This window comes from Defluviimonas sp. SAOS-178_SWC (genome assembly GCF_039830135.1).
GTDB lineage: Bacteria > Pseudomonadota > Alphaproteobacteria > Rhodobacterales > Rhodobacteraceae > Albidovulum.
Map to the genome: position 1 here is coordinate 1803639 of NZ_CP156081.1, position 22472 is coordinate 1826110.

20 protein-coding genes and 1 tRNA gene are annotated in these 22472 nt (G+C 65.2%); 11 read left to right on the forward strand and 10 right to left on the reverse strand.

Annotated elements, in window-relative coordinates; all coding sequences use genetic code 11:
* Positions 1–30: 30 nt before the first annotated feature.
* The 4 genes from V5734_RS09695 to fabI form a co-directional block, all read right to left on the reverse strand.
* Positions 31–1209 carry an aminotransferase gene (locus V5734_RS09695; protein WP_347313294.1) on the reverse strand — a complete coding sequence of 393 codons (1179 nt, stop codon included), beginning with the start codon at positions 1207–1209 and terminating at the stop codon, positions 31–33.
* Between the two features lie 67 nt (positions 1210–1276).
* Positions 1277–1774 carry a DUF2127 domain-containing protein gene (locus V5734_RS09700; protein ID WP_347313295.1) on the reverse strand — a complete coding sequence of 166 codons (498 nt, stop codon included), beginning with the start codon at positions 1772–1774 and terminating at the stop codon, positions 1277–1279.
* 6 nt (positions 1775–1780) lie between these two features.
* Positions 1781–2287: a xanthine phosphoribosyltransferase gene (gpt, locus tag V5734_RS09705; RefSeq protein ID WP_347313296.1), complete on the reverse strand. Its 507-nt coding sequence runs from the start codon at positions 2285–2287 to the stop codon at positions 1781–1783.
* Positions 2284–3120 carry an enoyl-ACP reductase FabI gene (gene fabI / locus V5734_RS09710; protein WP_347313297.1) on the reverse strand — a complete coding sequence of 279 codons (837 nt, stop codon included), beginning with the start codon at positions 3118–3120 and terminating at the stop codon, positions 2284–2286. Before fabI ends, gpt begins: the two co-directional genes overlap by 4 nt.
* A 140-nt stretch (positions 3121–3260) precedes the next feature.
* Here fabI and pdxH point away from each other — a divergent pair, with 140 nt between their 5' ends.
* The 6 genes from pdxH (at position 3261) to V5734_RS09740 (ending at position 9827) form a co-directional block, all read left to right on the forward strand.
* Positions 3261–3866 carry a pyridoxamine 5'-phosphate oxidase gene (gene pdxH / locus V5734_RS09715; RefSeq protein ID WP_347313298.1) on the forward strand — a complete coding sequence of 202 codons (606 nt, stop codon included), beginning with the start codon at positions 3261–3263 and terminating at the stop codon, positions 3864–3866.
* Between the two features lie 109 nt (positions 3867–3975).
* Positions 3976–4509, forward strand: coding sequence for a cold-shock protein (locus V5734_RS09720; RefSeq protein ID WP_347313299.1), 534 nt, complete (start codon positions 3976–3978; stop codon positions 4507–4509).
* On the forward strand, positions 4506–4973 hold the full coding sequence (locus V5734_RS09725; RefSeq protein ID WP_347313300.1) for a DUF192 domain-containing protein: 468 nt from the start codon (positions 4506–4508) through the stop codon (positions 4971–4973). Before V5734_RS09720 ends, V5734_RS09725 begins: the two co-directional genes overlap by 4 nt.
* A gap of 40 nt (positions 4974–5013) precedes the next feature.
* Positions 5014–5090, forward strand: a tRNA-Pro gene (locus V5734_RS09730).
* Positions 5091–5542: 452 nt separating this feature from the next.
* Complete coding sequence (locus tag V5734_RS09735) at positions 5543–9226, forward strand: vitamin B12-dependent ribonucleotide reductase (protein ID WP_347313301.1); 3684 nt, start codon at positions 5543–5545, stop codon at positions 9224–9226.
* Between the two features lie 367 nt (positions 9227–9593).
* Positions 9594–9827 (forward strand): EF-hand domain-containing protein, encoded by a 234-nt coding sequence (locus V5734_RS09740; RefSeq protein ID WP_347313302.1) that lies wholly within the window; start codon positions 9594–9596, stop codon positions 9825–9827.
* An 84-nt stretch (positions 9828–9911) separates the two neighbouring features.
* Here the strand turns inward: V5734_RS09740 and V5734_RS09745 are convergent, their stop codons facing one another.
* Positions 9912–10445 carry an RNA polymerase sigma factor gene (locus V5734_RS09745; RefSeq protein WP_347313303.1) on the reverse strand — a complete coding sequence of 178 codons (534 nt, stop codon included), beginning with the start codon at positions 10443–10445 and terminating at the stop codon, positions 9912–9914.
* Between the two features lie 262 nt (positions 10446–10707).
* Here V5734_RS09745 and V5734_RS09750 point away from each other — a divergent pair, with 262 nt between their 5' ends.
* The gene (locus V5734_RS09750) at positions 10708–10950 is read left to right on the forward strand and encodes an EF-hand domain-containing protein (protein WP_347313304.1); all 243 of its coding nucleotides are present in this window, start codon (positions 10708–10710) and stop codon (positions 10948–10950) included.
* Positions 10951–11119: 169 nt separating this feature from the next.
* On the opposite strand, the gene ilvN is transcribed toward V5734_RS09750, so the two are convergent.
* From ilvN to V5734_RS09765, 3 genes are all read right to left on the reverse strand, one after another.
* Positions 11120–11680 (reverse strand): acetolactate synthase small subunit, encoded by a 561-nt coding sequence (gene ilvN, locus V5734_RS09755; RefSeq protein ID WP_347313305.1) that lies wholly within the window; start codon positions 11678–11680, stop codon positions 11120–11122.
* A gap of 69 nt (positions 11681–11749) precedes the next feature.
* Entirely contained in the window at positions 11750–13504 is a 1755-nt protein-coding gene (locus V5734_RS09760; protein WP_347313306.1) for an acetolactate synthase 3 large subunit, read from the reverse strand.
* Positions 13505–13827: 323 nt separating this feature from the next.
* Positions 13828–14748, reverse strand: coding sequence for a calcium/sodium antiporter (locus V5734_RS09765; RefSeq protein ID WP_347313307.1), 921 nt, complete (start codon positions 14746–14748; stop codon positions 13828–13830).
* Positions 14749–14976: 228 nt separating this feature from the next.
* On the opposite strand from V5734_RS09765, the gene V5734_RS09770 reads away from it, so the two are divergent.
* Positions 14977–15426: a DMT family transporter gene (locus V5734_RS09770; RefSeq protein WP_347313308.1), complete on the forward strand. Its 450-nt coding sequence runs from the start codon at positions 14977–14979 to the stop codon at positions 15424–15426.
* 165 nt (positions 15427–15591) lie between these two features.
* On the opposite strand, the gene V5734_RS09775 is transcribed toward V5734_RS09770, so the two are convergent.
* The gene (locus V5734_RS09775; RefSeq protein WP_347313309.1) at positions 15592–16236 is read right to left on the reverse strand and encodes a response regulator transcription factor; all 645 of its coding nucleotides are present in this window, start codon (positions 16234–16236) and stop codon (positions 15592–15594) included.
* The gene (locus V5734_RS09780; protein ID WP_347313310.1) at positions 16233–17681 is read right to left on the reverse strand and encodes a cache domain-containing protein; all 1449 of its coding nucleotides are present in this window, start codon (positions 17679–17681) and stop codon (positions 16233–16235) included. The genes V5734_RS09775 and V5734_RS09780 overlap by 4 nt, the downstream gene beginning before the upstream one ends.
* A 255-nt stretch (positions 17682–17936) precedes the next feature.
* On the opposite strand from V5734_RS09780, the gene V5734_RS09785 reads away from it, so the two are divergent.
* From V5734_RS09785 to V5734_RS09795, 3 genes are all read left to right on the forward strand, one after another.
* Positions 17937–19022, forward strand: a complete 1086-nt coding sequence (locus V5734_RS09785; RefSeq protein ID WP_347313311.1) for a TRAP transporter substrate-binding protein — start codon at positions 17937–17939, stop codon at positions 19020–19022.
* Positions 19023–19116: 94 nt separating this feature from the next.
* Positions 19117–20043, forward strand: coding sequence for a TRAP transporter small permease subunit (locus V5734_RS09790; RefSeq protein ID WP_347313312.1), 927 nt, complete (start codon positions 19117–19119; stop codon positions 20041–20043).
* Positions 20044–20057: 14 nt separating this feature from the next.
* A complete protein-coding gene (locus V5734_RS09795; protein ID WP_347313313.1) occupies positions 20058–22415 on the forward strand; it encodes a TRAP transporter large permease in 2358 nt (785 codons plus the stop codon).
* The last annotated feature ends 57 nt before the right edge of the window (positions 22416–22472 follow it).

Below are 22472 nucleotides of genomic sequence, written 5' to 3' on the forward strand. Positions count from 1 at the left end.
CGGGGCAAGGCCGCCCGTCGGGGGCCAGGGTCAGGGCTTGAACGCGGCGAGCCGGTCGATCAGCGTGCCGATCCCGGCGCTGTCGATATTGGCAAACGCGATGCGCAATTCCCGATCCCCGGCCGGGTCGTCCGCGGGCCGGAACATCGTGCCGGGAAGGAGAAGGACGCCCGCCTCCTGCACCAGCCGTCTGGCCAGCTCCGGCGAGGCGATCGGGTAGGGGTGGCGCACATAGGCGAAGAAGGCACCGCAACCCAGAAGCTCCCAACCGTCGAGCCGCGCGAACCCCGCTTCGAGCGCGGCGCGGCGGGCAAGCGTCTCGGCCCGTTCGCCCGCGACCCACTGACCAAGGTTGAGCATCCCCCAGAGCGCGCCGATCTGGCCGAGCTGCGAGGGGCAGATCGCGACGGTGTCGAGGAACTTCTCCACCTCGGCGAGGCGCGCAGTATCGGCGACGATGGCGCCGACGCGGTGGCCCGTCAGACGGTAGGCCTTCGAAAAGGAATAGAGATGCACGAGCGTCCCGCGCCAGTCGGGATCGGCAAAAAGGTCGTGCGGTGCGTCCGGCCGGCTGTCGAAATCGCGGTAGGTCTCATCGACGATCAACGCGATGCCCTTCGCCTTGGCGAGGTCGAAGAAGGCACGGAGCACCTCGGCCGGGTATTCGACGCCGCCTGGATTGTTCGGCGTCACGAGAACGATCGCGCGGGTGCGGGGGGTGATCAATCGCTCCGCCGCCTCCGCCTCGGGGATCAATCCGGGCCCGGTCGGCAGCGGCACGGAGCCAACCCCCTGCATGTCCAGCCACATTTTGTGATTGAAATACCAGGGGGTTGGAAGGATGATTTCATCCCCGGCCCGTGCCAGGGTCGACAAGATCGCGCAAAAAGCCTGGTTGCAGCCTTGCGTGATCGCGACCTCGGTGGCCGCGATCTCTCCGCCATAGGCCGCCGACCATTGAGCCGCGACTTCGGCCCGCAGGGCCGGCAGGCCGAGCACCGGGCCGTAAAGATGCGCGGCCGGTTCGTTCAGTGCCGCCTCAGCCAGCGCCTGCCGGAGCGCGGGGGGCGGCGGGTCCATCGGCGCCGCCTGGCTCACGTTGATGAGCGGCCGGTCGGCAGGAAACACGACCCCGTCCAGCCAACGCCGCGCCTCCATCACCGGTGGCGGGAAGGTGGCGGCCATGTCGGGGTTGAGCGGCAGGGTCATCGGGGGTTTGTCCTCGGCAATCTCTCGCCTCCCTTGGTACAGGGATCACGGCCGGAGGCAAGGCGTCTTACGGTTCCTCGGGTCCGGCCTTCATGCGCTGATACTCGTGCCAGACGAGCCAGATCACCACGAGGTCGAAGATCGTGAGCGCGATCAGAAAGGGCGCATGGGTGAGGGAAAAACGTTCGATTTGATAGAGAATGAACCCGACCAGCACGAGGATCGAGGCCGGGTAGGCCCAAAGGATGCGGAAGGCGAGCGCCGCAACGATCACAAGTTTCACCACCCCGTGACCGATGAGGTAGAGCGCCCAGAAATTCTGGGTCGAGACCGAATACCCTTGGGCAAGCCCCAGAAGCCAGTTCGCCACCCGGTCGCCCGGATCCTCGACGATCTCGTAATGCGTGAGCCAGCGGACCGTTCGTGTCACCCAATCGGCACTGGCCAGCCAGATAGCGATGCCAGACAGCAATTCGGTGGCGGCGAATGCCCCCTTGGCGATCAGGCTGACATCGAAAAGCTGACGCAGCCGGCGCTCGACATGGGCGCTGAACGGCCTGCCCACCGCGCCTCAGTCCCGTCCGCGATAGGGCTCGACATATTGCAGGGCCATGTCCCACGGGAAGAAGATCCACGTGTCCTGGCTGACCTCGGTGATGTAGGTATCGACCATCGCGCGGCCCTCGGGCTTGGCGTAGACGGTGGCGAAATGCGCCTTCGGATAGAGCTTTCTCACCAGTTCCAGCGTCTTTCCGGTATCGACGAGGTCATCGACGACCAGAACGCCCGCGCCGTCCGGGCCCATGATGCTGGCCTGCGGCTCCTTGATGACGCGGGGCTGGGTCTGATCCTGATGGTTGTAGGACTTGACCGAAATCGTATCGACGACGCGGATGTCGAGCTCGCGGCTGACGATCATCGCCGGCGCCATGCCGCCGCGCGTGATCGCGACGACCGCCCGCCAGGCGCCGTCATCGGGGCCTTTGCCGTCCAGACGCCAGGCCAGCGCCCGCGCGTCGCGGTGAATCTGATCCCAGGAGACGTGAAAGCCTTTTTCGTGCGGCAGCCGGTCGCTCAATGTCCGCTCTCCTTGTCGCCCCTTCCGGTGACGACGTCGATATCGGGCGCGTCAACCGCTTTCATGCCAACGATATGATATCCCGCATCGACGTGATGCACCTCGCCCGTGACACCCGATCCGAGATCGGAGAGAAGATAGAGCGCGGACTTGCCGACGTCGCCCTGGTTGACGTTGCGCCGCAAGGGTGAGTTCAGCTCGTTCCACTTCAGGATATAGCGGAAGTCGCCGATGCCGGACGCCGCGAGCGTCTTGATCGGACCGGCGGAAATCGCGTTGCAGCGGATGCCGTCCTTGCCGAGATCCTCGGCGATGTAGCGCACCGACGCCTCCAGCGCGGCCTTGGCGACGCCCATCACGTTGTAATGCGGCATCACCCGCTCGGCCCCGTAGTAGGTCAGCGTCAGAAGCGAGCCGCCATCGGGCATCATCGCCGCCGCGCGCTGGCAGACGGCGGTGAAGGAATAGACCGAGATGTCCATCGTCATGCGGAAATTCTCGATTCCGGTATCGACATAGCGGCCGCGAAGCTCGTTCTTGTCGGAAAAGCCGATCGCATGCACGACGAAGTCGAGCTTGCCCCACACCTTTTCCAGATGCGCGAAGAGCGCGTCGAGCGACCCGGCATCGGCCACGTCACACTCGACCAGTTCGGTGACGCCGATCTGCGCCGCAAGCGGTTCGACCCGCTTTTTCAAGGCTTCGCCCTGATAGGAAAAGGCCATTTCGGCGCCATGATCCGCGCAGGCCTTGGCAATTCCCCAGGCGATCGACTTGTCGTTCGCAAGCCCCATGATCAGGCCGCGCTTGCCGGCCATCAATTTGGTTGCCATATCTGTCCCCGCGCCACTTTCTTAACGAGTTACGAAGCATTAGGCTAAGTTCCAACCTGCTTCAAGGGCGGGGGACGCCGCTTGGCGAAGTCGTTCGGCAGTATGCAATCAGAGCGTGAAGCAGCCTGGAAGGCCCGATAATGGCAGACCGAAGCGGAATATTCGGGGGAGACGACCCCTTCGTCCTCGCACGGTCCTGGCTGACGGAGGCCGAGGCGTCCGAACCGAACGATCCGAACGCCATCGCGTTTGCCACCGTCGATGCGGACGGGTTGCCGAATGCGCGCATGGTGCTTCTGAAAGAGATTGAGGCCGACGCTTTTCTCTTCTACACAAACTACGGTTCGGCAAAAGGGCGCGAAATCGCGATCGCCGGCAAGGCGGCTTTCGTGATGCACTGGAAGTCGCTGCGCAGGCAAATCCGGGTCCGGGGCGTGACCAGCCGGGAGGAAGGGTCGATGGCGGACGAGTATTTCGCCTCGCGGTCCTTGCAAAGCCGGCTCGGCGCCTGGGCGTCGCGGCAGTCCGAACCGCTTGCCTCCCGGGGCAGGCTGATGGCTGAGGTGGCACGAGTGACCGCGGCGCAAGGATTGGCGCCGGAGCGACCGCCCTTCTGGGGGGGAATACGGCTCAAACCGCTGGAGATCGAATTCTGGGCCGATGGGGCCTTCCGTCTTCATGACCGATTCCAATGGCGTCGCGCGACGCTGGCGGACAGTTGGGAGATTACGCGACTGAACCCTTAATCGTCGCGAGTGTTGGTGATCAGTTTCATTCGGTGCCTTCAGTGAGCTTCAATTCGCTTCCTCTCCGGTTAGGCCGGCATGAGGGGCGGGGATGGGAAAACGACCGGTTATGACACAAGAACAACAGGACCAGCACGAGGTCGTCGGCCGCGTGAAATGGTTCGATCCTGCGAAGGGATTCGGCTTCATCGTCGCCGATGAAAGCGGAGGCGACATTCTTTTGCATGCGAATGTCTTGCGGAATTTCGGTCAGAGCTCCGTCGCCGACAACGCGCGAATCACCGTGCTCGTCCAGCAGACTGCACGCGGCGCCCAGGCGGTCGAGGTGCGGGAGATCCTGCCGCCCGAGAACGAAGACGCGATGCCGATCGAGGATCTCGGGGATAGCGACGCGGCCGAGATCGCCGCGCTGCCGCTGGAGCCGGCGCGGGTGAAATGGTTCGACAAGACGAAGGGATTCGGCTTCGCCAATGTCTACAGCCGCCCCGAGGACGTGTTCATCCATATCGAGGTTCTGCGCCGCTCCGGCTTTGCCGATCTGCAACCGGGCGAGGCGGTCTGCCTTCGCGTGATCGAGGGCAAGCGCGGCCGCATGGCGGCGCAGGTCGCCTCCTGGGAAGCGGCGGTCCGGGAAAAGAAATGATCCTGCGGGTTGCGATCGCGGCGATCCTCCTTGGCGGCCCGGCGGCGGCTGCCTGCACCGAGACGGTGGCCGAGTTTCGCTGGGACGCTGGTCAGGCGCGATTCGCGGTCGAGATTGCCGACGATCCGGGCGAACGCGCCAACGGGCTGATGTTCCGCAAGCGCCTGCCGGCGAGCGCGGGGATGCTCTTCATCTACGAACATCCCCAGCCGGTCTCGTTCTGGATGAAGAACACGCTCATTCCGCTCGACATGGTGTTCATCGGCCCGGATGGCCGCGTGAACGCGGTCCATGCGAACGCGGTGCCGGGCGACCTAACGCCGATTCCGGGACCCGACGGCACGCTGATGGTGCTGGAGATCCAGGGCGGGCTCGCCGCGCGGCTGGGGTTGGGCGAGGGGGCCGAGTTGCGCCATCCGGCCGTCGATCCGGCGACGGCGCTTTGGGCCTGCGGGCAACCTTAGGCCTTTTCCTCCGGCCCTCAACTCGCTAGAGACGGGGCGTCGGGGCGTAGCGCAGCCTGGTAGCGCGACGGTTTTGGGTACCGTAGGTCGGAAGTTCGAATCTTCTCGCCCCGACCAGCCTTCCAAAGAATGCATTCGGCACCCGCCGCGGCCGTATGTGCCGCCGCGTGAATTCACCTGCCCCGGCAGACTCGCGGGGCAAATCCCTTGCAGGCAAAAGATTTCCGGGCTGGCGGCCCGCGCCGCCCGATTTCGGGTGAATCACCCCGGCCGGCCTCATCGGGCAGGTCAACCGAAATCTCCTCCCGAACGCGTGAAAAACTAGTTGACCCGACCGGGTCGAATACGTCAGTTTGTATGGGCTGACGGAGAAGCCACAAGATTTAGTGGTCGGCACGGCGGGGACAGAACAACACCAACATCGGTCACGTTAACAGATGACCAGGACGCAGCGGGCGCATCCGCTGTGAACGATGGCTTGTCCCTCAACGCCCCGAAAGCGCTTGCGCGGCAAGACGCTCCGGTAAGGGGCGCGTCGCGGCCTAGAGAAGTGAAAAGATGGGGCAGACATGAAGATCGAACGCAAATTTACCAAGGCCGGGCGCGACGCCTACTCGGAAATCGGATTCACCACGACCGTGTCGGAGATCCGCAACCCCGACGGCAAGATCGTCTTCCGCAACGACAGCGTCGAAGTGCCCGAGGGCTGGAGCCAGGTCGCCTCCGACGTGCTCGCCCAGAAGTATTTCCGCAAGGCCGGCGTTCCGGCGCGGTTGAAGAAGGTCCGCGAAAAGGGGATGCCCGAATTCCTCTGGCGCTCAGTGCCCGATGAGAAGGCGCTGGCCGACCTGCCCGAGGACGCACGCTATGTCGGCGAGACCTCCGGCAAACAGGTCTTCGACCGCCTCGCCGGGGCATGGGCCTACTGGGGCTGGAAGGGCGGCTACTTCACGACCGAGGCCGACGCGCAGGCCTATTACGACGAGATGCGTTTCATGCTGGCCGAACAGATGGCCGCGCCAAACTCGCCGCAATGGTTCAACACCGGCCTGCACTGGGCCTACGGCATCGACGGCCCGTCGCAGGGGCACTACTACGTCGACCACAAGTCCGGCGAGCTGACGAAATCCGCCAGCGCCTACGAGCATCCGCAGCCGCATGCCTGCTTCATCCAGTCGGTGAAGGACGACCTCGTCGGTGACGGCGGCATCATGGACCTCTGGGTTCGCGAGGCGCGGCTTTTCAAGTATGGGTCGGGCACGGGCACCAACTTCTCCTCGCTCCGGGGCGAGGGCGAGAAGCTGTCGGGCGGCGGCAAGTCCTCCGGCCTCATGGGCTTCCTCAAGATCGGCGACCGCGCGGCGGGCGCGATCAAGTCGGGCGGCACCACGCGCCGCGCGGCCAAGATGGTGATCTGCGACATGGATCACCCCGATATCGAGGACTTCATCAACTGGAAGGTCATCGAAGAGCAGAAGGTCGCCGCGCTGGTGGCCGGCTCCAAGATGCATGAGCGTCAGCTCAACGAGATCTTCGCGGCGATCCGCACCTGGGACGGTTCCACCGAGGACGCCGTGGATCCCGCGAAGAACGAAGCCCTGAAAGCCGCGATCAAGTCGGCGAAGAAAGTGGCGATCCCAGAAACATACGTCAAACGCGTGCTCGATTACGCGAAACAGGGGTACGGGAGCATCGAATTCCCGACCTACGACACCGACTGGGACAGTGAAGCCTATGCGTCGGTCTCCGGGCAGAACTCCAACAACTCCGTCCGGGTGACCGACGCCTTCCTCAAGGCCGTAAAGGACGACGCGGATTGGGAGCTTGTCCGCCGGACTGATGGCAAGATTGCCAAGACCGTGAAGGCGCGCGACCTCTGGCAGCAGGTCGGCCACGCCGCCTGGGCCTGCGCCGATCCCGGCATCCAGTTCCATGACACGGTCAACGCCTGGCACACCTGCCCGGAAGATGGCCAGATCCGGGGATCGAACCCTTGTTCGGAATACATGTTCCTCGACGACACGGCCTGCAACCTGGCCTCGATGAATCTGCTGACGTTCCATAAAAACAATGCCTTCGACGCCGAAGCTTATGTGCATGCGACGCGTCTCTGGACGGTCACGCTGGAAATCTCGGTGACGATGGCGCAGTTCCCGTCGAAGGAGATCGCGCAACGCTCCTACGACTTCCGCACGCTCGGCCTCGGCTACGCCAATATCGGCGGGCTGCTGATGAACATGGGCCTCGGCTACGACTCGGACGAAGGCCGGGCGTTCTGCGGCGCGCTGACGGCGATCATGACCGGCATCTCCTACGCCACCTCGGCCGAGATGGCGGGCGAACTGGGCGCTTTCCCGGGCTACGCCAAGAACGCCGACCACATGCTCCGCGTCATCCGCAACCATCGCACGGCGGCTTACGGCAAAACCGGCGGTTACGAGGACCTCGCTGTCGCCCCGGTCGCGCTCGATCACGCGAACTGCCCGGACCAGGCGCTTGTTTCCCTTGCGAAATCCGCCTGGGACGAGGCGCTGGCCCTCGGCGAGAAGAACGGCTACCGCAACGCCCAGGCGACCGTCATTGCGCCGACCGGCACGATCGGCCTCGTGATGGACTGCGACACGACCGGGATCGAGCCGGACTTCGCGCTGGTGAAGTTCAAGAAGCTCGCCGGCGGCGGCTACTTCAAGATCATCAACCGCTCGGTTCCCGCCGCGCTCGAAACCCTTGGCTACGGCTCGGCCGAGATCGAGGAGATCATCGCCTACGCCGTCGGTCACGCCAGCCTTGGCAACTGCCCCGGCATCAACCACACCTCTCTGATCGGACACGGCTTCGGCCAGGCGGAACTTGAGAAGATCGAGGCGGCATTGCCTTCGGCCTTCGATATCCGCTTTGTCTTCAATCAGTGGACACTCGGCGAGAAGTTCTGTCAGGAAGCCCTTGGAATTCCTGCGGAAAAGCTGAACGACCCGACCTTTGACATCCTTCGCCACCTCGGCTTCACCCGCAAGCAGATCGAGGCCGCGAACGACCATGTTTGTGGGACGATGACTCTTGAAGGCGCACCGCATCTGAAGGCGGAACACTACCACGTCTTCGACTGCGCCAATGCCTGCGGCAAGAAGGGAACCCGTTTCCTGTCCGTGGACAGCCATATCCGCATGATGGCGGCGGCGCAGTCCTTCATCTCGGGCGCGATCTCCAAGACGATCAACATGCCGAACAACGCCTCCATCGAGGAGACTCTGGCGGCCTACGAACTCTCCTGGTCGCTCGGCATCAAGGCCAACGCGCTTTACCGCGACGGGTCCAAGCTGTCGCAACCGCTGGCCGCCGCGCTCGTCGAGGATGACGAGGAGGCCGAGGAGATCCTCGCCACCGGATCGGCACAGGAAAAGGCCGCCGTTCTGGCCGAGAAGATCGTCGAGAAGATCGTGGTGAAGGAACTTGTCCGCAGCCACCGCGAAAAGCTTCCCGAACGCCGCAAGGGTTACACCCAGAAGGCGATGGTTGGCGGGCACAAGGTCTATCTGCGCACCGGCGAGTACAAGGACGGCACGCTGGGCGAGATCTTCATCGACATGCACAAGGAAGGCGCGGGCTTCCGGGCGATGATGAACAACTTCGCCATCGCTGTCAGCGTCGGCCTGCAATACGGTGTGCCGCTTGAGGAATTCGTGGATGCCTTCACCTTCACGAAGTTCGAACCGGCGGGCATGGTCCAGGGCAACGACTCGATCAAGCAGGCGACCTCGATCCTCGACTACATCTTCCGCGAGTTGGCGGTCTCCTACCTCGACCGGACCGACCTTGCCCATGTGAAGCCGCAGGGCGCGAGCTTCGACGATCTCGGCGGCGGCGCGAACGAGGGCCAGTCGAACCTCGCGGAACCGAGCGAGCGCACCGCGTCGAAATCGCTGGAGGTCCTGAAGCAGGTCGCCTCGACCGGCTACATGCGCAAGCGGCTGCCGCAGGAGCTTGTGGTCCTGCAGGGCGGCGTGGGCGCCACCGCGCTCGCCGGCGATCCGGTCGCGGCGCTGAACACGCTGGTGCCGGCCACGGCGCAGGCGGTGCTGACCGCCGGCGCGACGGCCATCGCCTCCGGGACGGTCACGATGGACGCCCGCACCAAGGCCAAGATGCAGGGCTACGAGGGCGATCCCTGCGGCGAATGCGGCAACTACACGCTGGTGCGCAACGGCACCTGCATGAAGTGCAACACCTGCGGGGGAACGAGCGGGTGCAGCTGAGAAGAGAATGCCGGTCACTCCGGTGACGGGTTTCCGGGGCGGGTGCGCTCGCCCCCGACGACGTTCAGGCCGCAGGCAGAAAACCGAGCGGTATGAAGGATGAGCCTGAACGGCGAGACTAGGGGGGCCTCCGGGCCCCCCGTTTTCTTTAAGGGATCGCCATCCCTGGGTGGCAATTCATGCGTGAAACGCGGAAGGCTGCGCAAAACCGATGGGTGTATCGGCGCCATTCCGCCAGAGCGTTCACGGCGGCGTGATCATGCCTCACGAGCCTCTTGCGGGACGCTTCGGGAAGATCCACATAGCGGGCGGTGGCGGTTAAGCCACTGATTCTAGGGCAGTTGCCCTTACCTGGAGTACAACAGAGATGAAAAAGCTCGTTCTGGCCCTCGGCGCCGTTGCTGCCTGCACCGTTGCCGCCCAAGCCCAGACCGTCGTGACCGACACCGATGGCAACGGCACCTACTCGATCGAGGAGCTGACCGCGGCCTATCCGGACATGACGGCCGAGACCTTCTCCATGATCGACGCCAACGCCGATGGCGCCGTCGACGCGGACGAACTGAAGGCCGCGCAGGAAGCGGGCACGATCGCCGGCTGATCGGCCTGAGATCTCATCCGACGTGACGGGGCCCCGGAGATATTCTCCGGGGCCCTTTTGCTTGCGCGGCGGGCGGCGGGCCGGTCACGCGGCATCCTCGCCGGTCAGAAGGGCCGCGGCCGGACCGTCGGCCGGCAGCCCGCAATCGACGCGAAGGCGCGAGCGCAGCCGCGAGAGCCGCGACATGACCGTGCCGAGCGGCAAACCCTCGGCCGCGGCGATGTCGGCATAGCTCTCGCCCCGCGCCGCCTGCCGCACGATCAGCTTCACCTCCGCCTGCGGCTGCCGCGACAGGGCGCGCGCCACCTCGCGCAAGGCCAGGCGCCCGGGGGCCTCGGCCGGCGTGGCGGGTTCCGGCGCGTCCGACAGGGCGAGCACGGGGCGGCGCCGCTTCCGCGCGAGGTTTCTGGCCGCGGTCATGAGATAGGGTCGCAGATCGTCGATCTCGGCCCCGGCGGCGATCTGCGTCCAGACCCTGAGCAGCGCCTCCTGGGCCAGATCCTCCGCCGCGACCGGATCGCGCATGAGGAGCCGGGCGAGGCGCAGGAGCTCGGGCATGTAACCGACGATGTCGGCGCTCTGCGCTCGCGGCGGGCATGTGGAAAGCGGATCAGTCATGGGATGTCTCCTTCTCCACCGGACTTTGGGCCGCCGGCGCGCGGGCACAACCTGGGGGAAATCCGCCGAGCCGTCTTTCGCCGCCCGTTCCCGCGCCTTTCCGGCGGCTTCCCGCGCGGCGGGGGCAGGGCAATGGGCGAGGGACCGCGCGTCGGCGGCGGTGGGGAGGGGCGTCGGGAATAAAGCCCCGCCTCCGGTGTCCTGATCACTGAAGGCGGCACAAACGCGGCTTTCGCGACCTAAAGATCAAGGAGATGATCCGATGAAGAAACTGGCACTCACCCTCGCGCTCGGCCTCGCCACCACCGGCATGGCGTTCGCGCAGGGGATTTCGGACATGGATGCGGACGGGACGGGCAACCTCTCGATGTCGGAATTGCAGGCGGTCTATCCGAACCTGACCGAGGAGGGATTCACCGCGATCGACACGAATGCAGACGGGGCGGTGGACGAGGCCGAGCTTGCCGCGGCCGTCGAGGCGGGCACGCTGAAGACCGAAGGCTAGGGCGCTGCCCGGGTCCGTTCACGGATCAAGGGCCGGCTGACCCGAGGCCGCCGCCCGGTCCGATGCAAACCCGACACGCCCACCGGCCTTGCGCCGGCGCGGGGTCCCGCCACCGTGACCCCTTCCCCAGCCATCACGGGCCGGGGCCCCGCGAGAATGCCGCGTGAGTTCAGATCCCGCGCGGCAGGGCGGCCACGCCGGTCCTGGCCACGTCGGCAAGGCCCAGGGGGCGCATCAGGTCGGCGAAGGCGTCGATCTTTTCCGGCGTCCCGGTAATCTCGAACACGAAGCTTTCGAGCGTCGAATCCACGACATTGGCGCGGAAGATATCGGCAAGGCGCAAAGCCTCGACCCGCTTCTCGCCGGTCCCCGCCACCTTGAAAAGCGCGAGCTCGCGCTCGACCGAGGCGCCCTCGACCGTGAGGTCATGCACTTCGTGCACCGGCACGATCCGGCCAAGCTGCGCCTTGATCTGCTCGATCACCGTCGGCGTTCCCGTCGTCACGATGGTGAAGCGCGACAGGTGCCCCTTGTGATCGACCTCGGCGACGGTCAGGCTCTCGATATTGTAGCCCCGCCCGGTGAAAAGCCCCGCGACGCGGGCCAGGACACCGGGATCGTTGTCGGTCAGCACCGTCAGTGTGTGGCGTCCGGCAATCTCGGCATGGGGATCGCGCAGGTCATAGGCCGAATGGCTTGTCGACCCCTTCTTGATGTTCAGTGCGGACATGCTGCCCTCTGCTTCTTCTTGGTCCAAATACTCTGGGGGGCCGGGGGCAAGGCCCCCGGGGGCCGCCCTCTACACCAGCACCGCGCCGCCCGCCTGGATCGCGCCCTCGGTCGAGGCGTCGCCCATGAGCATCTCGTTATGCGGCTTGCCCGAGGGAATCATCGGGAAGCAGTTCTCGTGCTTCTCGACGAGGCAGTCGAAGAGAACCGGGCCGTCGTAGTCGATCATTTCCATGATCGCCTCGTCGAGATGCTTTGGGTCCGAGCACTGGATGCCTTTCCAGCCGAAGGCCTCGGCCAGCTTGACGAAATCGGGCAGGCTCTCGCTCCAGGAATGCGAATAGCGTTCGCCATGCAGAAGCTGCTGCCACTGCCGCACCATGCCGAGCCGTTCGTTGTTCAGGATGAACTGCTTGACCGGGGTGCGGAACTGGGTCGCGGTGCCCATTTCCTGCATGTTCATCAGCCACGACGCCTCGCCCGCCACGTTGATGACCAGCGCGTCGGGATGCGCGATCTGCACCCCGATCGAGGCCGGGAAGCCGTAGCCCATCGTGCCGAGCCCGCCGGAGGTCATCCAGCGGTTCGGCGCCTCGAAGCCGAGGAACTGCGCCGCCCACATCTGGTGCTGGCCGACCTCGGTCGTCACGTAACGGTCGCGGCCCTTGGTCAGCGCCTCCAGCCGTTCGAGCGCGTATTGCGGCTTGATGGTCTTGTCGGAGTTCTTGTAGGTCAGGCAGCGCTTCAGCTTCCACTGCTCGATCTGCCCCCACCACTTGGCAAGGCCGTCCTTGTTGACCTTGCGCCCGCGCGACTTCCAGACCTTCAGGAGGTCTTCGAGCACATGCCCGACATCGCCGACGATGGGCAGGTCGACATGGATCACCTTGTTGATCGACGAGGGGTCGATATCGACATGCGCCTTCTTCGAGCGCGGCGAGAAATCGGCTATGCGGCCGGTGATCCGGTCGTCGAACCGGGCGCCGAGATTGATCATCAGGTCGCAGCCATGCATGGCGAGGTTGGCCTCGTAGAGGCCGTGCATCCCCAGCATGCCGATCCAGCCCTTTCCGCTCGCCGGATAGGCGCCGAGGCCCATCAGCGTCGAGGTGACAGGAAAGCCCGTCGCATCCGCGAGTTCGCGCAGGAGTTGGCTCGCGCCGGGGCCGGAGTTGATGACGCCGCCGCCGGTATAGAGGATCGGCCGCTCGGCCTTTTCCATCAGTTCGACGAGTTCGGTGATCTTCGCCAGATCGCCCTTCACCTTCGGCTGGTAATGCGCGACGCGCGCCTCGCGCGGGGCCGAATAGGATCCGGTCGCGAACTGAACGTCCTTGGGGATGTCGATCAGGACCGGGCCGGGGCGGCCATGCGTCGCGACATGGAAGGCCTGATGGATCGTCTCGGCCAGGTTCGCGGTGTCCTTCACCAGCCAGTTGTGCTTGGTGCAGGGCCGGGTGATGCCGACCGTGTCGGCCTCCTGGAACCCGTCCGTGCCGATCATGAAGGTCGGCACCTGCCCGGTCAGGACGACGAGCGGGATCGAATCCATCAACGCATCCGTCAGCCCGGTGACGGCATTGGTCGCCCCGGGCCCCGAGGTGACGAGAACGACGCCCGGCTTGCCGGTCGAGCGGGCATAGCCCTCGGCCATGTGCACCGCGCCCTGTTCGTGGCGGACGAGGATGTGGCGGATGTCGTTCTGCTGGAAGATCTCGTCATAGATCGGCAGCACCGCGCCGCCGGGATACCCGAAGACCACCTCGACGCCCTGATCCTTGAGCGCCTGAACCACCATCTTCGCACCGGTCATCTGCCGCGACATCTCGATTTTCTCCGTCCGTGCTTCGCTACGCAACAAAAAGCCCCCGATTTTTCGGGGGCGCATGGGAACCAGTATGGTCAACCGTTACCGGCCCATGCGCCATGTCCCGACAAGTACGAGGATCGGTGCCATTGCCCAGGTTCCCTTTGCTGCTGTGCGGCGGACATTATGCAGCGTTCGTCGGGGCGTCAACCGGCAAAATCCGGAATAAAGTGTCGCATGGTGACGTTTTCGCATATTTTTCTTTCGCAAGAGGGCCGGTCTGGCGAAAGAAACCGAATCTGACGGGGAATTCCGCTGCTCCCGAACCGCGACAGGCCCGCCTATCCGGCCGCCATCAGCCCGATATAGCCGGCATAGCCGGCCAGGAGCACGCCGCCGCCGATGCGCCCGATGCGCCCGCCGAAGACGGCAAAACCCAACATCGCCAGCGCCGCCGCCAGAGCCAGAGCCATGTCGAGCCCGGCAAAGCGCGGCTCCACCGGGATCGGCGTGACAAGCGCGGTGATCCCGAGGATGCCGAGAATGTTGAAGACGTTGGAGCCGAGGATGTTGCCGACCGCGATTTCGGGATGACGGCGCATGGCCGCGATGATCGCGGTCGCCAGTTCCGGCAGCGAGGTGCCGATGGCCACGATGGTCAGGCCGATGACCGCCTCGCTCACGCCGAAGGCGCGCGCGATCTCGGTCGCGCTGACGACGAGAAGCCGGGCGCCGACCATGAGGATGATCAGCCCCGCGACGGCGAATAGTGCACTTTTCCAGAGCGGTGCCGCGACCTCCGCATCGGCAGGGGGGGCGCTGCCTGCCGTGCCCCTGAGCGAGAGCCAGAGATAGAGGGCCAGCCCTGCCGTCAGGATGGCGCCCTCGGCCCGCGATACGACCCCGCCCGCGATCATCACCCAAAGGAGAAGGGTGGCGCCGATCATGACCGCGAAGTCGCGCCGCATCGCGCCGAAACGCATCGGGACGACCGCGATCACGGCCGATATCCCGAGGATCAGGAGAATGTTCGCGATATTGGAGCCGATCACATTGCCGACCGCCAGCGAGGGCGCGCCGGACAGCGCCGCCTGAATCGAGACGAGCAGTTCCGGCGTCGAGGTTCCGAAGCCGACGATGGTGAGGCCGATGACCAAGGGCGGAACATGCAGGCGCCGCGCCACGCCAACGGCCCCCCGGATCAGGAACTCGCCACCAAAAAAAAGGCCGACGAGTCCGGCCAGGAACAGTAGATAGGTCAATATCGCCTCCCGTTGGGGTTCCGCTCTAGATCGGGCCGATGCCGGTTATTGCAAGGGCCGGCCGCAAGTTTCCGCACCGAACGTGAGGGCAGGGGCGGGTGTGGTCGGATCGCCCCGTCTTGCCGTGGCGATCCCGGAACACCCCGGCCGAACCCGGATGGACAATGTCCGGCGCCGCGGTCAGGATCGCCGCCACGAAGAGTGCCCACAACGACGAGAGGCCGGGAAATGACTGCGGATACCATGCGCTATGCGGCGATCATGCTGATGGCGGGCATCGGCATCCCGATCCTCGCGGCGCTCAACGCCAAGCTCGGGGGACGCATCGAGTCGCCGGCGGCGGCGGGGACGATCCTCTTCGCGGTGGCCTTTCTCGGCACCGTCGCGACGATGATCGCGACCGGCGGCACCAGCGCCCTCGCCGCGGCGCCCGGCCAGCCGAAGCACCTCTTCCTCGCCGGCCTTCTGGTGGCGTTCTATGTCCTTTCGATCACCTGGGTCGCGCCCCGGTTCGGTCTTGGCAATGCAATCACCTGCGTCCTTCTGGGGCAGCTCCTGTCGGCGGCGGTCATCGACCAGTTCGGGCTGATGGGCGCGATTGTCCGGCAGGTGACGCCGATGCGGGCGGCGGGGCTCGCCCTGATGGCGGCCGGCGTGTTCCTGACCCAGCGCGGCTGAGCCGGTGGCCGGGCGGGGGGGCGTCCCGCCCTCTCTGGCCCCCCGGGGGCGGCAATTCACCCCCGGGAGTATTTGGGAACAGAAGAAGTCCGGGCGCCGGGACGCGGTGACGCGGCCCCCGCCGAGCGGGGGCTCGATGCCCCCCGAGGCGGTCCCTTCCGCCCCTCAGAACCCCTTGCCGGTACCCTGCAACACGCCGTGCTCGATCGCGTAGCGCGTGAGCCCGGCAGTCGTGGCGATGCCGAGCTTGCGCTTGATGTTCTTGCGATGCGTCTCGACCGTGCGGACCGAAATGTCGAGGTCGGCCGCCACGTCCTTATTCGACTTGCCCTGCGCCAGTTCCAGCAGGATCGTCTGTTCCCGCTGGGTCAGCGGCTCGCGCCCGTCTGCCGTGCCGGGATCGAGGCTCGCCGTGGCGCCGGTGCAGAGGTAACGCCCGCCCGCCATCACCCGGTCGATGGCGCTCTTGATCTCTTCGATGGGGACGTCCTTCAGGATGTAGCCCATCGCGCCGTGCCGGAGCGCGGTCGAGATGTATTCGGGGCTGTCATGCATCGACAGGATCACGATCCGGGTGTCGGGATTGCGCTCAAGCAGGATCTCCGTCGCCGAAAGCCCGTTGACCTGCGGCATGTTGAGGTCGAGGAGGATCACATCGGGGGCGAGTTCCCCGGCGCGGTCGATGGCCTCCTGGCCGTTGCCGAGCGTGCCGACCACCTCGATATCGTCGTAGGTCTCGAGGATCGCGCGGATGCCTTCGGCGACCATCGGATGATCGTCGACGATGAGGATGCGGACCGGCTTGGTCATGCGGAGGTTCCCGTTTTCGGAGCCTTCCCGGCGGGCGGCAGCATGTGGGTCAGTGGTACCTGAGCCTCGATCACGGTGCCCGAAGCCGAAGAGAGAACGCGGAGGCTGCCGTCGAGCTGTTCCATCCGTTCGGCCATGTTGCGCAGGCCTAGCCCGCCGTCGGCCTGATCGCCGCGCGTCGCGCCGCCGCGGCGCCCTGCGATGCCACACCCGTTATCCTCGATCCTGAGAAGCGCGCCCTGCTTGTGGCCACGCACCATGAGCCGGATCCTTGTCGCGCCGGAATGCTTCTCGATATTCGTCAGCGCTTCCTGCGCGATGCGGTAAAGGGCGATCTTCGCCTCCTGGTCGAGCCGGTTGCGGAACACCACGGTTTCGAACTCGGTCGCGATCCCGGTGCGCCGGCCGAACTCCTCGACGAGCGATTGCAGCGCGGGGCCGAGGCCGAGATCGTCGAGCACGCCGGGGCGCAGGTCGCGGCTGATCCGGCGCACCTCGCCGATCGCCCCGTTCAGCCGCTCGATTCCCGTCGACAGGCTTTCTTCCGCGCGCGCGTCGCCGAGGCCGAGGCGGCGGCGCGCCAGTTCCAGAGTGTAGCGCACGCCGACAAGGATCTGCGAGATGGAATCGTGGAGCTCCCGCGCGACGCGTCCGCGCTCCTCCTCCTGCGTGTCGATGATGCGTTGGGTGAGCTTCTTCAGCTTCGCATCGGCGAGGCGGCGTTCGTGGATCGTGATCCCCATGCCGGAGGCGAAGACGAAGAGGACCGCGCCGAGGGCGATGGCGGCGATCCACTGGAAGGTGCGCCGCACCCGCGCCTCGGTCTCGGCACGCGCGGTGGCGATGGAGCCAAGGACGTCATCGAGAAAGACGCCGGTCCCCACCGCCCAGCGCCAGTCCTGAAGGCCGATCACGTAGGAGACCATCTTGGCCGGTTCGCCGGTCGACGGTTTCGGCCAGATATAGGAGTGATAGCCGCCACCCTGCCGGGCGATGCGGATCAGCTCGTCGACGACCGGCGTGCCCTCGGGATCGTCGAGCCCCGCCCAGTTTCGGTTGATGAGCCAGGTCTGGCGCGGCGCCACGATATTGGTGCCGTCGTAGTCGTAGACGAAGAAGTAGCCGTCCTGCCCGTAGATCATCGCCGCGAGGATCTGCGCCACCGCGGTCTTGGCCTTCTGATCGTCGGGCAGCGCATTGCCGTAGATCGCGGTATAGGCGGTCCGGGCGAGGCTGATGTAGTTCCGCAGTTCCTCTTTCTTTGCCGTGATGAGTTGCGCCTCCAGCACGGCGATCTCGCGCTCGGACAGGGCGCGGGACTGGTTGGCGACGAGAAGGGCGATGGCGGCGGCCGCGACGACAAGCGGCAACGTCGCCAGAAGGTAGATCTTCTGGCCGTAGGACAGGCGCAGGACCCGCCTCAATCTCGCAAATCCGGCCGGCATCGCCGTCGCGGTCCCCCAGGATCATCCCCGATTCGTTCTGAAGATTGTGCGGTGCGGGCCGGTGCGTCAATTCGCGAGGCGCAGGACGCGGCGCGGGTGACTTCACGGCAGGCGGCGCAGAATACGGGGAATCTACGTAGTACTCGGTATTCCACAGGCGAAAATGCGCCGTTAGTGTTTCGTCAGTCGCGATGATCCGCCGGCAAGGTGGGCGGGCGTCTTGGGAGAACACAATCAATGGGAGGTAAGACCCGAATGGACCGTCGTTCATTTCTGACGAAGGCCGCCGTCGGCGGCACGGCCGCAGCCGCCGCGAGCACGCTGGCTGCGCCGATCTATGCGCAAGGCAACCGCACGCTCACGCTCGTGACCACGTGGTCGCGCGGCCTCGCGGGCGTTCATGACGCAGCCCAGCGCTGCGCCGACACGATCACGGCGATGACCGACGGACAGCTCACGGTTGACCTCAAGGCGGCGGGCGAACTCGTCGGCGCCTTCGAAGTCTTCGACGCGGTGACCTCGGGCCAGGCCGACATGTATCACGGCGCCGACTACTATTTCGTCGGCCAGCACCCAGGCTACGCCTTCTTCACCTCCGTGCCGATGGGCATGACCGCGCAGGAGCTCGCCAACTGGTACTATCACGGCGGCGGCATGGAGCTGCACGACGAACTCGGCTCGATCTTCGGCCTGAAGTCCTACCTTGGCGGCAATACCGGCGCGCAGGCCGGTGGCTGGTTCCGCAAGGAAATCGCGGGTCCGGAAGATTTCAACGGCCTGAAGTTCCGCATGCCCGGCCTTGGCGGCAAGGCGCTCGGCAAGCTCGGCGCCTCGGTGCAGAACCTGCCCGGCGGCGAGGTCTATCAGGCGCTCTCGTCCGGTGCGATCGACGGCACCGAGTGGATCGGCCCCTGGGCCGACGAGAAGGCCGGTTTCCAGGAGATCACCAAGATCTACTACACCGCCGGCTTCCACGAGCCGGGCGCGGGCCTCTCGCTCGCCATGAACCGCGAAGTCTACGACAGCCTGACCCCCGCACAGCAGAAGATCTACGAGATCGCCTCGGGCGAGGCGCATCAGTGGAACCTCGCGCAATTTCTGTCGAACAACTCGGCCGCGCTCGGCCGGTTGCAGGCCGCGGGCGTCAAGACGCTGGAATTCCCGGATGCGGTCTGGGATGCGTTCGGCAAGGCTGCGCAGGAAGTCCATGACGAGAACATGGGCGACGAGCTCTACAAGAAGATCTACGACAGCTATATCGCGTCGATGAAATCCTCCTCCGCGTGGATCAAGCTGTCGGACGGCGCCTATACTAGGCAGCGCGACCGCGTCCTCGGCTAAGGCTCGGCCCATCGGAAAAAGCGAACCCTCCGGCCCCTGTGGCCGGAGGATATAACCGGCGCGGAAAGCGCCGAACGAACCATGGGGGGATGTGATGGTGGACGCCATCGGGTGGTTCTTCGCCAATATCCTGAAGGCCTTCGTGAACTTCTTCTACGCCATCACCCATCCGGGTGAATGGCTGGCTTGGTTTGCCTATATCAACAAGCCGATGCCGACGCCGGAAGTGAAGGAATCGCTGATGCGGTTCATCTATTACGGCGCCTCGCAGGAGTTCTTTTTCGTCCTTCTCGTCATCTTCCTGATCCTGACCGCCATCGGACTTTGGCGCCGGCCCGTGATGTGGGCCTATGTGCGCGGGCTCGAATGGTTCGCCAACACGACGGGACGGATCGTCGCCTGGGTCGGCCTGATCATGGTGATCCAGCAGATCGTCATCGTCTTCCTGCAGCGCATCTTCCGCGTCGCCCAGATCGAATTCGGCTTCTTCGGGATCGGCTTCACCAAGGACCTGTCCTGGTGGTCCGAAGAGCTGAAACTCTACAATGCGATGGTCGTGGCGCTCTGCGTCACCTACACGTTCGTGCAAGGCGGCCACGTCCGTGTCGACCTCATCTATTCCAACGTCTCCTACCGCTGGAAAAAGGCCATCGACATGGTCGGTTCGCTGGTCTTCATGGTGCCGGTCGCCACCTTGACCTGGCTTTTCGCTTGGTCGTTTTTCTGGCGCGTCATGGTCGTGCCGAACACCTCGGCATCGGACACGCTCGACAAGCTCCTTCTCAAGGCCAAGGCCGTGCGCTGGAACATCGAGACGATCGGCTTCTCGCCCAACGGATTTGACGCCTATTTCCTCTTCAAGCTGCTGATCCTCAGCTTTGTCGCGCTGACTTTCCTGCACGCGATCGCCTTCTTCTACCGCTCGCTTCTGGAGTGGATCGAAGGCCCGGCAAGCGATGGCAAGTATCTCGACAGGGATAACCTCGGCGCCGGTGAAGAAGCCTACGAAGGCACACATTAAGGAACGGATGGACCATGTTTCTCGGATTTGACGGCGTCGAGATCGGCCTGATCATCGTTTTCCTGTGCCTGTTCTCGGGCATCCTCTCGGGCTTTCCGGTCGCCTTCGCGCTGGGCGGGGCGGGGATCATCGCCTTCGCGATCATCGCGGCGCTCGACAGTTCGGGGCTGCTTGTCCACGAATTCCTCGACCGGAGCACGGCGGAATACCAGGCGCTCATCGCCCAAGGTATATCCGACATCGAGATATCGAAGTTCACCTATCCCGACCTGCCAAGGGCGGTGGAACCTTTGTTCCCGCAAGGCTGGGAAGTGGCGATGGACCGCAACCTCGCCTTCATCGTCAACCGCATGAACGAACGGGTCTTCGCCGGACAGTCGATCGAGACGCTGTTGGCGGTCCTCATGTTCGTGATGATGGGCATCACGCTCGAACGCTCCAAGATCGCGAACGAGCTTCTGACGACGATGGCGCGGGTCTTCGGGCCCTTGCCTGGCGGTCTTGCCGTGTCGGTCGTGGTCGTGGGGGCGTTCCTTGCCGCGTCGACCGGGATCGTCGGGGCGACCGTGGTGACGATGGGCCTCCTGTCGCTGCCGACGATGCTGCGCAACCGCTACTCGCCCGAGCTTGCGACCGGCGTCATCGCCGCGTCCGGCACGCTCGGCCAGATCATCCCGCCCTCGATCGTCATCGTGCTTCTCGGCACGCTCGCCGGTGATCTCTACGCCGCCGGGCAGGAGATCCGCGCCGACGCGGCCGGCTGTTCGGATGCGCTGACCTATCTTGGACAGGCGGCGGTCCTGTCGGTCGGCACGCTCTTTCAGGCGGCCCTTCTGCCGGGGATTCTTCTGGCCGCGATGTACGGGCTTTATGCCTTCGGCTACGCGCTGGTGAACCCCGAAAAGGCGCCCCCGGTCGCGCTCGAGGCGGTCGGCGGCGACATCGTCACCCGCTCGGACGCGGTGCGCTGGTTCGTCGTGGCGCCCGTCGCGATCATCGGCGGGATCCTTCTTGCCGCGCAGATCAACCTTGTCGGCAGCCAGGACCTGACCGTCGACAGCTACACCGATGCGGGGCAGGCCGCCTCCCTGCGCACCAAGGTGTCGGACCAGTGCAAGGCGTCGATGATCGAACTGCACGGCCAGGAAGCCTGGGACGCGGCCGTCGCCCAGCAGTCCGAGATCGACGCGGCAGGCGGCATCGCCCAGAGCTACAAGCGTTCCGAAGAGGAACTCGCCACCGCTCATGCCGAGAAGATCGCCAACGCGGCGCCGGTCGGCACCGGCGTCGCCATCCTCTTCACCCTCGCGGCGCTGCTCCTTGCGATGGCGCGCGGCGTGTCGCCTTCGGCCGACCCGCGGCCGCTCATGGTGGGGGCGGGGGGCATCCTTCTCGGCCTGATTGCCGATGCCGCGCTGATTCCGCCGACCATGGGGCCGGGACCGTCTTTCCTGATCCTTTCCGTTCCCTTCGCGATCACGCTTTACGGGTGTGGCGTGGCGGCAAAGAGCATGTCGCACAACGACCTTGTCCGCGTCGTGTTCCCGCCGCTGGTGCTGATCATCGCCGTTCTCGGCTCGATCCTCGGCGGTATCACCAACCCGACGCCCGCGGCCGCGCTCGGCGCCGGCGGCGCGCTTCTGCTGGCCGCCTACCGCAAGCTCCACGACGAGAAGAAGAGCGGCGTGATCATCCTCGCCGCCTCCTTCGCGATCATCATCATGATCCTGATCGGCATCAACTTCGACCTGCGGATCAACCGCTCCGACGTGGCGATGCCGGACCTGATCGCCTACTACGCCGCCCGCGCGACGTATTTCTTCGCGCTCTTCGGCATCGTCTACAGCTGCTGGGTGCTCTTGCGCGCCTCGGTTCTCGGCCCCGTTGTCCGCGAGACCGCGAAGGTCACGTCGATGGTCTTCACCATCCTTATCGGCTCGCAGCTTCTGAACCTCGTTCTGATCTCCTTCGGCGGCGAGCACTACATCCAGTCGTTCCTGCGCTCGTTCGAGCAGGAGTGGACGGCGTTCCTGATCGTCATGCTCGTCCTCTTCATCCTCGGCTTCGTGCTCGACTTCCTGGAGATCATCTACATCGTGGTGCCGATCGTCGGCCCGGTGATCTATGGCGGCACATACGATCCGTCCTGGGTGACGATCATGATCACGGTGAACCTGCAAACCTCGTTCCTGACGCCACCCTTTGGCTTCGCGCTCTTCTACTTGCGTGGTGTCGCACCGGCGAGCGTGACGACCGCGCAGATCTATCGCGGCATCATCCCCTTCGTGCTGATCCAGATGCTGAGCCTGATCATCCTGTGGATGTTCCCGGCCATCGTGACGATCGTTCCGGCGCTCCTGCCGCACAACTGACGAAAACGCCCGGACTGTCCCTGCGGATGGTCCGGGCCGTCTTGGCATGTCGGATTG

What these genes read in the sequence shown, in the direction of transcription:
- V5734_RS09720 (WP_347313299.1), top strand. Translation starts at nt 3,976, where the DNA reads ATGACACAAGAACAACAGGACCAGCACGAGGTCGTCGGCCGCGTGAAA.
- V5734_RS09735 (WP_347313301.1), top strand. Translation starts at nt 5,543, where the DNA reads ATGAAGATCGAACGCAAATTTACCAAGGCCGGGCGCGACGCCTACTCG.
- V5734_RS09750 (WP_347313304.1), top strand. Translation starts at nt 10,708, where the DNA reads ATGAAGAAACTGGCACTCACCCTCGCGCTCGGCCTCGCCACCACCGGC.
- fabI (WP_347313297.1), bottom strand. Translation starts at nt 3,120, where the DNA reads ATGGCAACCAAATTGATGGCCGGCAAGCGCGGCCTGATCATGGGGCTT.
- V5734_RS09725 (WP_347313300.1), top strand. Translation starts at nt 4,506, where the DNA reads ATGATCCTGCGGGTTGCGATCGCGGCGATCCTCCTTGGCGGCCCGGCG.
- V5734_RS09775 (WP_347313309.1), bottom strand. Translation starts at nt 16,236, where the DNA reads ATGACCAAGCCGGTCCGCATCCTCATCGTCGACGATCATCCGATGGTC.
- V5734_RS09695 (WP_347313294.1), bottom strand. Translation starts at nt 1,209, where the DNA reads ATGACCCTGCCGCTCAACCCCGACATGGCCGCCACCTTCCCGCCACCG.
- pdxH (WP_347313298.1), top strand. Translation starts at nt 3,261, where the DNA reads ATGGCAGACCGAAGCGGAATATTCGGGGGAGACGACCCCTTCGTCCTC.
- V5734_RS09740 (WP_347313302.1), top strand. Translation starts at nt 9,594, where the DNA reads ATGAAAAAGCTCGTTCTGGCCCTCGGCGCCGTTGCTGCCTGCACCGTT.
- V5734_RS09745 (WP_347313303.1), bottom strand. Translation starts at nt 10,445, where the DNA reads ATGACTGATCCGCTTTCCACATGCCCGCCGCGAGCGCAGAGCGCCGAC.
- V5734_RS09780 (WP_347313310.1), bottom strand. Translation starts at nt 17,681, where the DNA reads ATGCCGGCCGGATTTGCGAGATTGAGGCGGGTCCTGCGCCTGTCCTAC.
- ilvN (WP_347313305.1), bottom strand. Translation starts at nt 11,680, where the DNA reads ATGTCCGCACTGAACATCAAGAAGGGGTCGACAAGCCATTCGGCCTAT.
- V5734_RS09785 (WP_347313311.1), top strand. Translation starts at nt 17,937, where the DNA reads ATGGACCGTCGTTCATTTCTGACGAAGGCCGCCGTCGGCGGCACGGCC.
- V5734_RS09770 (WP_347313308.1), top strand. Translation starts at nt 14,977, where the DNA reads ATGACTGCGGATACCATGCGCTATGCGGCGATCATGCTGATGGCGGGC.
- V5734_RS09760 (WP_347313306.1), bottom strand. Translation starts at nt 13,504, where the DNA reads ATGTCGCGGCAGATGACCGGTGCGAAGATGGTGGTTCAGGCGCTCAAG.
- V5734_RS09795 (WP_347313313.1), top strand. Translation starts at nt 20,058, where the DNA reads ATGTTTCTCGGATTTGACGGCGTCGAGATCGGCCTGATCATCGTTTTC.
- V5734_RS09790 (WP_347313312.1), top strand. Translation starts at nt 19,117, where the DNA reads ATGGTGGACGCCATCGGGTGGTTCTTCGCCAATATCCTGAAGGCCTTC.